Genomic DNA, 12,295 nt, shown 5'->3' with positions numbered 1-12,295 from the left:
AGCAGGCAGGCCGAGCGCGGCATGATGGCCGCAAAGGAAAGGATCTCTTCATGACGGACGCACAGTTCGGCCTCATCGTCGCCGCGCCTGTAATCGCCGGCTTCGCGCTGATGCTATACCGCATGGGCGTCCTGCAGGGCGCGGGAACGCTTTCGGCGGTCGGCGCGTCGGTTGTGATCGCCGCCGTGCTCTTCTTCGGACAGTAGGCCTGCTAGCCGGTTTCCGCGAGGAAGCGCAGGACTTCGCGGTTGAAGAGGTCCGGCCGCTGCAAGGGTGCGAAATGGCTGACGTCAGGAAGCACGACCAACTGGCCGGCGGGAATGCTGCGCGCGAGATAGGCCATATGCTCCTGCCGGATGAATTCGTCGTTCTCGCCGATCGCGACCGTGACCGGCACACGGATGCCGGCAAGCTGATCGACCGTGTAGTTCGGCTCGCTCTGCATCATGCGGGAGACATCCGCCACGAAGGCGTCGAACTCGTCCGGCGTCGCGGAAAGCGCCCGATAGTCGATCCTGTGCCGGGCGAAGCAACGGTCGAGCAGCGGGGACGGCTGAACGTCGAGCGTGCCGCTCGGGTCCATGTTGCAGGCGAAAAAGAAGACGCCGGCAACCCGTTCCGGATGCAGGTCGGCCAGGATCAGCGCCGTGCAGGCGCCGTCGCTCCAGCCGACGAGGCTAACCTTGTCTAGATTGAGATGGTCCATCACCGCCAACACGTCATTTGCCATGCGCACATAGCTGAACGGCCCGGCATCACGCGTGCTGCGCCCGTGCCCCCGACTGTCGACGACCAACACCGAGCGCCCGGCCGCAACGAGAGCGGGCACCTGGTTGGCCCAATTGCCGGCGTGGCCGAGTCCGCCATGGAGCAGAACGACCGCCGGCCCGCTTCCGTAAACCGCATGCCAGATGCGCGCGCCGTCGTTTTCGACGAAGCCCTCCCGGGCCGAAACGGGCAGCAGCGGCGTACCGTGCTTCTCGAAATCCAGCAGTTCGTCATCCATATCAAGCATAAGCGTCTCCATGTTCACTCCCCGTAAAGACGAACGAGGGAAGTGGCTTCCGACAGCTTCGTAAAAAAATGCGACTTTTTGCGCCCGGCTTGCAATCGGCGGTTCGATAAACGAGGCTGGCGCGCCGGCAAGCCCGCTGCCGGCAGACCATGGATTCTTCCGCCATCGACCAGGAGCCGGCATGGCCGTCAACGATATCGCGACCCGCACCTACGACCACAATTTCCGGCTCGATCCGATCGTGCGCAGCCTGCTCGACACGGATTTCTACAAGCTGCTGATGCTGCAGATGATCCGGCAGCTCCACCCGGATGTGAACGCCACCTTCTCGCTGATCAACCGCACGACGAGCGTGCGGCTCGCCGACATCATCGACGAGGGGGAACTGCGCGCGCAGCTCGACCACGCCCGAAGCGTGCGCTTCACCAAGAAGGAGCTGATCTGGCTGGCCGGCAACAGCTTTTACGGCAGGTCGCGCATGTTCGGCCCGGATTTCATCGCCTGGCTCTCCGCCTTCCAGCTGCCTGATTACGAGCTGCGCAAGGCGGATGGGCAGTACGAGCTGCATTTCGACGGGCCCTGGACGCACACCACCATGTGGGAGATTCCCGCGCTTGCGATCATCAACGAGATGAAATCCCGCGCGGCCATGCGCGAGCGCGGCCGCTTCACGCTCGATGTGCTCTATGCCCGCGCCAAGGCGCGGCTCTGGGAGAAGGTGGAACGGCTGCGGCAGCTTCCCGACCTCGTCATTTCCGATTTCGGCACACGGCGGCGCCACGGTTTCCTGTGGCAGCGCTGGTGCGTGGAAGCGCTGAAGGAAGGGCTCGGCGATCGTTTCATCGGCACCTCCAACGTCCTGCTTGCCATGGACGCCGATCTGGAGGCGATCGGCACCAATGCGCACGAACTGCCGATGGTCGCCGCAGCGCTGGCGGAGGGGGACGAAGCCCTCGCCCTCGCGCCCTACCAGGTGCTGGAGGAATGGCGGCAGCATTACAACGGCAACCTGCTGATCGCGCTGCCCGATGCCTTCGGCACGCCCGCCTTCCTCGCCAATGCGCCCGATTGGGTGGCGGACTGGACGGGCTTCCGGCCGGACAGCGCACCGCCCATTGCCGGCGGGGAGCAGATCATCGACTGGTGGCGCGAAAAGGGACGCGACCCGCGTGAAAAGCTGCTGATCTTCTCGGACGGCATGGATGTCGATACGATCGAGGAGACGTACCGCCATTTCCACGGCCGCGTACGCATGAGCTTCGGCTGGGGCACCAACCTGACCAATGATTTCCGGGGTTGCGACCCTGACGGCGGCAACGGCCTCGACCCGATCTCCCTCGTCTGCAAGGTGACGAGCGCCAACGGCCGGCCGGCCGTCAAGCTCTCCGACAATCCTCTCAAGGCAACGGGCGACCCGGCGGAGATCGAGCGATACCGCCGCGTCTTCGGCGTCAACGGCCAGATCGTCAGGCCGGTCGAGGTGTAGTCATCGAGGATCGGAACCGCAGCAACGCCAAGGGCATTTCCCCGCCATGACCTATGAACTCTATTACTGGACCGGCATTCAGGGCCGAGGCGAATATGTCCGGCTGGCGCTGGAAGCGGCAGCGGCCCCGTATAGGGACGTCGCGCGGGAAGAAGGCGACGGCGTCATCGCGGCAGTGGGAAAGCAGGTGGCGACACCGTCCTTCGCGCCGCCCTTCCTGAAGGACGGCACGCTAGTCGTCGGCCAGGTCGCCGCGATCCTCCTTTATCTGGGCGACAAGCTCGACCTTGCGCCGAAGGACGAGCGGCTGCGCCTGTGGACGCACCAGATCCAGCTCACCATCGCGGATTTCGTGCTGGAGGCGCACGATGTCCATCACCCGATCGGCGCCGGGCAATATTACGAAGACCAGAAGCCGGAATCGCTGCGGCGGGCGAAGGAATTTCGCGAGGAGCGCGTGCCGAAATTTCTCGGCTGGTTCGAAACCATCCTGGAGAAGAACCCCGAAGGCCCGGCCCACCTTGTCGGCGATCGCCTGACCTATGCCGATCTTTCGATTTTTCAGGCGATGAGCGGGCTGACCTATGCCTTTCCAAAGCTGATGAACCGACTGGGCCCGAACTATGGCAAGGTCAACGCCGTCTGCGCTGATGTCGCCGAGCTGCCGAACATCGCGGCCTATCTGGCGAGCGAAAGGCGGATCGCTCCGAACGAGAACGATCTTTTTCGCCACTATCCGGAACTGGACGCTTAGTATCGCGGATCAGCCGACCCGCTTCTCCAGTGTCTCTTCCTCGATCATCGCGGCGGCGCCCGGCACGGCGACGAACTGTTCGAGCGTCAACGTGTCGAGGATGGAGGCGATGGCGTCGCGAACCTCCGTCATCGCCCGGCGGACCTGACAGGCCTCCGGATCCGCACAGTCCTCGCAAGCCTCGTAGGCCGTGCGGCTCGCACAGCGGATCGGCGCCAGCGGGCCGTCAAGCACGCGTATGGCGTGGCCGATGCGGATTTCGGAGGCCGGATGCGAAAGCGAATAGCCGCCGCCCGGGCCCTTCTTCGAGCGCAGCATGCCGGCATTGCGCAGTTCCAGCAGGATCGTATCGAGGAACTTCTTCGGAATGTTGTTGCGCAGGGCGATCTCGCTGACGAACGCCGTTTCGCCCGGCGCAAGGCGCGCGAGGTCCACGAGGGCCTTCAATCCGTATTTTCCCTTTTTCGTCAGCATCTCAGCCTGCTTTCCATCGGCTATGCGGCGGCGTGGACGCACGGCGCGTCCGGCGGTTTTATCGTCTTCTTCGGAAGATCGATCGGTCCACCCATTGACGGGCGATTCCGGCTCATTCTAGGCACCGAAGTGCGAAAAACATATAAAAACGGTATAATTTATTTGCGCGCTGTGCCGCAAGGAAATCGGCGTCTTTTGTCAAGCTCTTACGTGGTTTTGGCAATGGACGTGCCCAAATGGCATCATTTTCCGCTTTGTCGGCGTAATTTTCATCAAGCGTGACCGCCGGCATCATCGCGATCGCGCGGACAATCGAGCGGCGGCGCACCGCTAGGGGATCAATCCCCGAGGAGCTGGCGGTCGTCGCCGTCGCGGCGGCTCACCAGTTCCTCCTTGATGCTGCGCAGCGTTTTCAAAGACTTGTTGCGATCGGCATAGGCGACGAGGTTCGCCAGCATGTCGATGACGGCAAGATAGGCAAAGCGCGTGGAGGTGGGGCGGAAGATGTTCTTGCCTTCCGGCAGGTCGACGGCGACGACAACATCGGCCGCCGCCGCAACCGGGGATCCGCTCTGGGTGACGACAACCGTCGGCACGCCGCGCTGGCGAAGCAGCTCCAGGCAATGGACGAGCGCCGGATCGCGCCCGGTGAAGGACGAGCCGAAGACCACGGTGCCAGGCTGTGCCGCTGCCGAAAGCATCGCATTCATGTTGTGGTCGTTGGACGCATGGATGCGGCACCCGAGCCGGAAGAGCCGGTTGTGCAGCTCGTTGACGATCATCGCGGAATTGCCGCTCGCCCCGAAGGCCTGGATGAAGTCGGCCCCGCGCAGCAGGCGGGCGGCCGTCTCCAGCGCGGAAAGATCGATCTGGCGATGAAGCTGGAACAGCGCGTTCTGCGCCTTGGCGATGATATCGGCCGCGACCTCTTCCGGCGTTTCGGTCGGCACTTCCGGCTTGACGTAGCGCAGGCCCACATAGGCCAGCTTGGCGAGCTGCACCTTGAAATCCGGAAAGCCCCGGCAGCCCAGCCGGCGGCAGAAGCGCGTGACCGTCGGCGGCGAGACGCCGGCGCGCTCGGCAAGATCGCCGATCGAGGCGTTCATGACGAAATCCACGTCGTCGAGAGCGAGCTGCGCGAGCTTGCGGTCGAGGCCCGACAGCCTGTTTCCCTCATCCGACAATGCGTGAAAAAGGTCCATCAGATCCCCCGCCCGCGAAATCTTCGCGATTGCCGTAACGCTCGTGAAAACGAATTTCAACATTTCAAGTCATAACACAGAGCCGGCATCAGACAATGGCCGATTAACGGAAATCTGCCGGCCGCTTTGGGTCGCATATGCCAGCCGGCTTGATAAAATTTCATCGCTTCTCCTGCATTTTCGCTTCAGCGACACTCCAAACAGAAGGACCCGTTGTAATTTTCTCGGCTTGGAAGCCTCATCATTTTCACGTTCCTCTCTGCCGCTCGCGCATCAAACGAGCCCGCAGCGGCGACCTTCCACCCAAAACCGCTGGATAAACAAGACTGATTCATCGGGGAGCAGGCAAAAAAAGCGATTCAGCACTTTGGAGAGCCGTGAAAATCTTTCTCCAAAATCAGCCAATGTGAAAACAGATTACATATATTTTCTTCATAGCGCGTCCATATGTTGACTTTTTGTGAAATTATCGCATCATCTGGAAAACAAATTACATCGCCAAGCGATGAAGCAATCGACGGGAACATTCATCCGGAACACGGCGGATAGCTTTCGGGCTGGCAGGCGGACGCGAAGGCGGCGCCGGTGCCGGCGTGCATGCGGACACCAGAACCCATTCGGAACGGACATATGCGTATCTTCACGGCATCGCTCGCCACCGAGACCAACACCTTCTCGCCCGTTCCGACGGATATGAATGCCTTCAAGGCCGCCTTCTATGCCGGTCCGGGCGAGCATCCCGACACGCCGACGCTCTGCTCCTCCGTCGTGCCGATCCTGCGCCGGCGCGGCCGGGCGGAGGGTTTCACCGTCATCGAGGGCACGTCCTGCTGGGCCGAGCCGGCCGGCCTCATCCAGCGGCAGACCTACGAGACGCTGCGCGACCGGATCATCGGCGAACTCAAGGACGCCCTTCCGGTCGACGCGGTCGTGCTCGGCCTGCACGGCGCGATGGTGGCGCAGGGCTATGACGACCCGGAAGGCGATTTCCTGGCCCGCATCCGCGATCTTGTCGGACCGGACGTGCTGATCGCCGTCGAATTCGACCCGCACAGCCACCTGACGGCCAAGCGCGTCGCCAATCTCGATATCATGGCGACCTTCCTCGAATTCCCGCATACGGATTTCGAGGAGCGCGGCGAGCATGTGGTGGAACTGGCGCTGCGGACGCTGCGCGGCGAGATCAAGCCCGTCGTCTCCACCTTCGACTGCCGCATGATCACGATCTACCCGACGAGCCGCGAGCCGATGCGCGCCTATGTCGACCGGCTGAAGGCGATGGAAGGCAAGGACGGCATTCTCTCGGCCTCCGTCATCCACGGCTTCATGGCCGGCGACGTGCCGGACATGGGCACGCGCATTGTCGTCGTCACGGATGGCGACAAGGCGAAGGGCGACGCGCTCGCCGAAAAACTCGGCCACGAGCTCTACGGCATGCGCCGGCAGACCGCCATGCCGATGTTCGACACCGAGGCTGGGCTCGACCGGGCGCTCGCCGTGCGCGCCGCGCGGCCGGACGTGCCGGTGGTCATCGCCGACGTCTGGGACAATCCGGGCGGCGGCGTCGCGGGCGACGCCACCTTCATCCTGCGCCGCATGATCGAGCGCGGCTTCGAGGACGTCGCGGTCGCGACCATCTGGGATCCCATCGCCGTTACCTTCTGCCATGCGGCGGGCGAAGGCGCGGAACTCGCCTTGCGCTTTGGCGGCAAGTCCGGCCCGGAAGGCGGCGAGCCGCTGGACCTGCGGGTTACCGTCCGGGCCGTGTTCGACGCCGGCTGGCAGAGTTTCCGCAACAGCCGCGTGACGCTCGGCGCGGCCGCCGTGGTACGCCCGCTCGGCACGACCATCGACATCGTGCTGATCACCAGCCGCACCCAGACCTACGAGCCAGACATCTTCTCCAACCAGGGCGTGGACTTCACCAAGAAGGCCTTCCTGCTGGTGAAGTCGACCAACCATTTCCATGCCGGCTTCCAGCCGATCTCCTCCGAGATCGTCTACGTCGCCGCCCCAACCTCCTATCCGACGGATCCCGCCACGACGGCCTACCGCAAGGCGCGGCTCGACCTGTGGCCGCGTGTCGCCGATCCGCTCGGCCTCGAGACCTGAACCACCCAGCCGGACGGGAGCCGGCGCAAGAGCTTTGAAAACGGAGGAATACAATGAAAAACGCAATCATCCTCGCAACCCTGGCGGCGCTGGCCGCCGGCACCAGCAGCCTCGCCATCGCCCAGACCACGGACGGCGTCCTGACCGTCGCCACCATCGGCGAGCCGCCGACGCTCGACGTGATGCAGACGGCGACCGACATCGTGCTGACCATCGACCAGCACATCTTCGAGACGCTCTACACCTATGACAACGAGTGGCGCTCCGTGCCGCTGCTGGCGGCCGCCCAGCCCGAGATCTCCGAGGACGGCCTCACCTACCGCATCCCGCTGCGTGAAGGCGTGAAGTTCCACGACGGCAGCGACCTCGACGCCAAGGACGTCACCGCCTCGCTGACGCGCTGGATGGCGGTCAATTCCAAGGGCAAGCAGGTTGCCGAAGTCGTCGAGAGCATCACCGAGGACGGCGCCAACATGGTCGTCGTCAAGCTGAAGTCGCGCTACGCGCCGCTGCTGGCGACCTTCTCGCAGGCCTCGGTCATCATGCCCTCGGAAAAGATCGCCGACACGCTGACCGAATTCGTCGGCACCGGCCCCTATGCCCTGAAGGAGCGCAAGCCAGACCAGTACACCCAGCTCGTCCGCTTCGACGGCTACAAGTCGCCCGAAGGCGAGCCGAGCAACTATGCCGGCAAGCGCGAGGCCATCGCCAAGGAAATCCGCTTCGTACCGGTACCGGACGCCAATACCCGCGTCGAAGGCCTGATCTCCGGCCAGTTCGACTTTGCCGATTCGCTTCCGGTCAGCGCCTATGAGCGCGTCGAGGCGAGCGGCAAGGCCAAGCCCGTCATCTACGAGAACACCGGCTGGGCCTCCATGAACATGAACATGAAGGAAGGCCTGCTGACGAAGAAGGAGCTGCGCCAGGCCGTCCAGGTCGCGCTCAACCCGAACGACATGATGCTCGCCGCCTTCTCCGACGAGCGCTTCTTCAGCGTCGATGCCTCGATCTTCCCGAAGGGTTCGCTCTGGTACACCGAGGCAGGCGTCGCGCGCTACGGCGAGGGCGACCCGGAAGCGGCCGCCAAGCTGCTTTCCGATGCCGGCTATGACGGCACGCCGCTGCGCCTGATGACCAGCCGCCAATACGAATTCCACTACAAGATCGGCGAAGTCGCGAAAGCCTATCTCGAGGCCGCCGGCTTCAAGGTGGACCTGCAGGTGGTGGACTGGGCAACGCTGACGACCCGCCGTGCCGACCCGAAGGAATGGGATATCTTCATCACCCATTCCAACTTCCCGGGCGACCCGACGACGATCAACACGATCACCGACACCTATCCGGGCTGGTATGTTTCAGAGCAGAAGGCCGCCGCCGTCTCGACCTATATGAACGCCGTTTCCGACGCCGACAAGCAGAAGGCGTGGGAAGGCATCCAGACCGTGATCTACGACGACGCGCCGCTCTTCAAGGTCGGCAACTTCAACGCCGTCACGGGCGTCGCCGCCGGCATTGAGGACTATACACCCACCTACTGGCCGCATTTCTGGAACGTCACTCCGAAGAAGTAAGGAGACAGGCAAATGGCAAGGATCGCCCAGGCACTTTTGAAACGGCTGGGGGGCATGGCTATCGTGCTCGCCCTGGTCGTGACGGTGGTTTTCGTCATCGTCCGCGTGACGCCGGGCGATCCCGCCGCCGTGATGCTGGGGTCGGATGCGACCCCCGAGGACATCGCGCAGCTGCGCACCAAGATGGGGCTCGATGCGCCGTTGATCGCCCAGTATGGCCAGTTCGTCCTGGGCATCCTGAAGGGCGATCTCGGCCAGTCGATCTTCCTCGACCAGCCGGTGACGACGGCGCTCGCCGAGCGCGCGGAGCCGACCTTCTTCCTCACCCTGTTCTCCATCCTCATCGCGGTGGCGATCGCGCTGCCGGTGGGCATCCTCTCCGCCGTCAAGCGCGGCACGCTGTTCGACCAGGTTGTCGTGACGCTGACCATGGTGGCCGCGAGCGTGCCGAGCTTCTGGCTGGGCCTCATGCTCATCCAGGTCTTCGCCGTCGGCCAGGGCTGGTTCCCGGCCTCCGGCTATGGCGGGCCGGACACCTCCTTCCTCGAGCGGCTGCATCATCTCGTGCTGCCGGCCGTCGCCCTCGGCGTCGTCAATTCGGCGCTCATCACCCGCTTCACCCGCGCCGCCATGCTGGACGTGCTCGGCGACGATTACGTGCGCACAGCCCGCGCCAAGGGCGCGAGCGAGCGCCGCGTGATCCTGAAACATGCGCTGAAAAACGCGATGATCCCGATCATCACCGTCATCGGCCTTTCCATCGCTATGCTGGTGGCGGGCGCGGTCGTCACCGAGACGGTGTTCGGCCTGCCGGGCGTCGGCAATCTCGTGGTCTCGGCCGTGCTGCGCCGCGACTATCCCGTCATCCAGGGCACGCTGCTCGTCGTGGCGGCGATCTACGTGCTCATCAACTTCATCGTCGACATGCTCTACATCCTCGTCGACCCGCGGGTGCGCCTATGATGACCGGTTCCCTCACCCTTCCGATCGCGGCCAGCCTGCGCCGCCTGTTCCGCAACCGCGCCATCCTGTTCGGCGCGATCATCCTCCTTATCGTGCTGCTGGCCGCCATTCTCGCGCCGTGGATCGCCCCCTACGCGCCGAACAAGCTGTCGATCGTCAACAAGCTGAAGGCGCCGTCGCTGGCCAATATCTTCGGCACCGACGAATTCGGCCGCGACATCTTCTCCCGCGCCATCTATGCGGGCCGCATCTCGCTGCTCGTCAGCCTCGGCGTCGTCTGCATCTCCACCGTGCTCGGCGTGATCATGGGCGTTGCCGCCGGCTTCTTCCGCAAGCTCGATGCCCCGATCTCGCGGCTGCTCGACGCCATGATGTCCTTCCCGGACATCCTGCTTGCCATCGCGCTCGTCGCGGCCCTCGGCCCCTCGCTCTCGACGGTCATCCTGGCGCTCGGCATCACCTATGCGCCGCGCCTTGCCCGCATCGTGCGCGGCTCGACGCTGGTGCTGCGCGAACTGCCCTATATCGAGGCGGCCGTCGCCATGGGCCTGCCGACCTGGCAGATCCTGACCCGCCATGTGCTGCTTAACCTCGCCTCGCCCATCCTCGTGCAGGCCACCTTCGTCTTCGCTTCGGCGATGCTGGCGGAAGCGAGCCTGTCCTTCCTCGGCGTCGGCGTCTCCACCGACATGCCGACCTGGGGCACGATGCTCGCCTCGGGGCGCGAATACATGAACAACGCCCCCTGGCTGATGATCTTCCCGGGGCTCGCCATCGTCTTCTCGGTCCTTGCCCTGCAATTGCTCGGCGACGGGCTGCGCGATCTGGTCGATCCGCGTCTTGCGAAGGAAAGCTGACCATGTCTGCAACGGATAATGCAAGCCGGCCGGTGCTTTCGGTCGAAAACCTCACGACCTCCTTCAAGACCGCGGAAGGATGGCGCGCCGTCATCCGCGACATCAACGTTCAGGTTCACGCCGGGGAAACCGTCGCGATCGTCGGGGAATCCGGCTCGGGCAAGAGCGTCACGGCGCTGTCGACCATGCGGCTGCTCCCCGCCGGTCGGGCGCGCTGCGAAGGCCGCATCCTGCTCGAAGGCCGCGACCTTCTCCAGGCGAGCGAGGCGGAGATGCGCAGCGTGCGCGGCGGCACCATCGGCATGATCTTCCAGGAGCCGATGACCTCGCTCAACCCGGTCTTCACCATCGGCAACCAGATCGCCGAGGCGCTGGTGCTGCACCGCGACCTCTCGTGGACGGCGGCGGAGGCGGAAGCCCTCCGGCTGATGGAGCGCGTGCGCATTCCCGCGGCGAAATCGCGCCTCCACGAATATCCGCACAAGTTCTCCGGCGGCATGCGCCAGCGCGTGATGATCGCCATGGCGCTCGCCTGCCGGCCGAAGCTGCTCATCGCCGACGAGCCGACGACGGCGCTCGACGTCACCGTCCAGGCTGAAATCCTTCACCTCCTGCGCGAATTGCAGCGCGAGGAGAACATGGGCGTGCTCTTCATCACCCACGACATGGGCGTGGTGGCGGAGGTGGCCGATCGCACCGTCGTCATGCTCCGCGGCGACATGATCGAGACCGGCGCGACACCGGACATCTTCGCCGCGCCGAAGGCCGCCTATACGAAGGCCCTGCTCGCCTCCATTCCAAGGCTCGGCACGATGGGCGACGCGATTGCACCGCGCCGCTTTCCCGATGTCGATCCGGCGACGGGCACGGCAAGCGACGGCCGGGTCATGGAGCCCGTCGCCGATGATGTCAAACCTCTCCTCAAGGTAGACGCGCTCTCCGTCCGCTTCGCCCTGCCGCATGGCCAGATCCACGCCGTCGAGAACGTCTCCTTCGACCTTCGCCCGGGCGAGACCCTGTCGCTGGTCGGCGAGAGCGGCTGCGGCAAATCGACAACCGGCCGGGCGATCATGCGCCTTGTCGATCCCAGCAACGGGTCGATCGTCATCGACGGACAGGACGTGACGAAGGCGGGCTCAGGCGCGCTGCGTTCCATGCGCCGCAACACGCAGATGATCTTCCAGGACCCGTTCGCCTCGCTCAATCCGCGCATCACCATCGGCTCGGCGATTGCCGAACCGATGCTCGCGCATGGCCTGCTCGGCCGCAAGGAGGCCAAGGCGCGCGTCGCCGAACTGCTGGAGCAGGTCGGCCTGCCGGCGGCGGTGGCGACGCGCCATCCGCACGAATTCTCCGGCGGCCAGCGCCAGCGCATCTCGATTGCCCGCGCGCTCGCGCTGGAGCCGAAATTCATCGTCGCCGACGAGGCGGTCTCCGCGCTCGACGTGTCGGTGAAGGCGCAGGTCGCCAATCTCCTCCTAGACCTGCAGGAAAAGCACCGCCTCGCCTATCTCTTCATCTCGCACGACATGGCGGTGGTGGAGCGCGTCAGCCACCGCGTCGCGGTGATGTTCCTCGGCGAGATCGTCGAGATCGGCTCGCGCGCGGCGATCTTCGACAATCCGCAGCACCCCTATACCCGCCGCCTCATCTCCGCCGTGCCGATCCCCGATCCCGCGCGCCGCGGCCACCAGCCGCCGCCGCTCAACGAGGAGATCAAGAGCCCGCTGCGTCCGCACGGCTACGTGCCGCCCCGGCGAACCTATCGCGAGGTATCACCAGGCCATTTCGTTCAGGAGGCGAGCGCGGCAGCGGCGTGAGGCTCTCAAAAAAGACAAAGGGCCGGTTTCCGGCCCTTTGT

The 12,295-nt window shown here is 64.5% G+C and carries 11 protein-coding genes; 8 read left to right on the top strand and 3 right to left on the bottom strand.

Annotation, left to right across the window (positions count from 1 at the left end; all coding sequences use genetic code 11):
- The first annotated feature begins 50 nt into the window (after positions 1 to 50).
- Positions 51 to 206: a hypothetical protein gene (locus tag Q9316_RS20865; protein WP_226922569.1), complete on the top strand. Its 156-nt coding sequence runs from the start codon at positions 51 to 53 to the stop codon at positions 204 to 206.
- Positions 207 to 211: 5 nt separating this feature from the next.
- Here Q9316_RS20865 and Q9316_RS20860 read toward each other — a convergent pair whose 3' ends face one another.
- The gene (locus Q9316_RS20860) at positions 212 to 1,015 is read right to left on the bottom strand and encodes an alpha/beta fold hydrolase (RefSeq protein ID WP_306035658.1); all 804 of its coding nucleotides are present in this window, start codon (positions 1,013 to 1,015) and stop codon (positions 212 to 214) included.
- A 181-nt stretch (positions 1,016 to 1,196) separates the two neighbouring features.
- Between Q9316_RS20860 and pncB the strand changes: the two genes are divergently transcribed.
- Entirely contained in the window at positions 1,197 to 2,501 is a 1,305-nt protein-coding gene (pncB, locus tag Q9316_RS20855; protein ID WP_306035657.1) for a nicotinate phosphoribosyltransferase, read from the top strand.
- A gap of 46 nt (positions 2,502 to 2,547) precedes the next feature.
- The gene (locus tag Q9316_RS20850) at positions 2,548 to 3,255 is read left to right on the top strand and encodes a glutathione S-transferase (RefSeq protein ID WP_306035656.1); all 708 of its coding nucleotides are present in this window, start codon (positions 2,548 to 2,550) and stop codon (positions 3,253 to 3,255) included.
- A 9-nt stretch (positions 3,256 to 3,264) separates the two neighbouring features.
- On the opposite strand, the gene Q9316_RS20845 is transcribed toward Q9316_RS20850, so the two are convergent.
- Positions 3,265 to 3,729 carry an RrF2 family transcriptional regulator gene (locus tag Q9316_RS20845; protein ID WP_306035655.1) on the bottom strand — a complete coding sequence of 155 codons (465 nt, stop codon included), beginning with the start codon at positions 3,727 to 3,729 and terminating at the stop codon, positions 3,265 to 3,267.
- A gap of 338 nt (positions 3,730 to 4,067) precedes the next feature.
- Positions 4,068 to 4,931 carry a MurR/RpiR family transcriptional regulator gene (locus Q9316_RS20840; RefSeq protein WP_306035654.1) on the bottom strand — a complete coding sequence of 288 codons (864 nt, stop codon included), beginning with the start codon at positions 4,929 to 4,931 and terminating at the stop codon, positions 4,068 to 4,070.
- 630 nt (positions 4,932 to 5,561) lie between these two features.
- Between Q9316_RS20840 and Q9316_RS20835 the strand changes: the two genes are divergently transcribed.
- The 5 genes from Q9316_RS20835 to Q9316_RS20815 are packed head-to-tail and all read left to right on the top strand — an operon-like array spanning position 5,562 to position 12,254.
- Positions 5,562 to 7,043, top strand: a complete 1,482-nt coding sequence (locus Q9316_RS20835; RefSeq protein WP_306035653.1) for a M81 family metallopeptidase — start codon at positions 5,562 to 5,564, stop codon at positions 7,041 to 7,043.
- A 53-nt stretch (positions 7,044 to 7,096) separates the two neighbouring features.
- On the top strand, positions 7,097 to 8,614 hold the full coding sequence (locus Q9316_RS20830; RefSeq protein ID WP_306035652.1) for an ABC transporter substrate-binding protein: 1,518 nt from the start codon (positions 7,097 to 7,099) through the stop codon (positions 8,612 to 8,614).
- A gap of 21 nt (positions 8,615 to 8,635) precedes the next feature.
- Positions 8,636 to 9,577, top strand: coding sequence for an ABC transporter permease (locus Q9316_RS20825; protein ID WP_306035831.1), 942 nt, complete (start codon positions 8,636 to 8,638; stop codon positions 9,575 to 9,577).
- Entirely contained in the window at positions 9,574 to 10,434 is an 861-nt protein-coding gene (locus tag Q9316_RS20820) for an ABC transporter permease (protein ID WP_306035651.1), read from the top strand. Before Q9316_RS20825 ends, Q9316_RS20820 begins: the two co-directional genes overlap by 4 nt.
- A gap of 2 nt (positions 10,435 to 10,436) precedes the next feature.
- Entirely contained in the window at positions 10,437 to 12,254 is a 1,818-nt protein-coding gene (locus Q9316_RS20815) for an ABC transporter ATP-binding protein (protein WP_306035650.1), read from the top strand.
- Positions 12,255 to 12,295 lie beyond the last annotated feature (41 nt).

The organism is Shinella zoogloeoides (genome assembly GCF_030733845.1).
GTDB lineage: Bacteria > Pseudomonadota > Alphaproteobacteria > Rhizobiales > Rhizobiaceae > Shinella > Shinella zoogloeoides_C.
The sequence above is the reverse complement of the archived record's forward strand: the minus strand, read 5'-3'. Positions and strand labels throughout refer to the sequence as shown.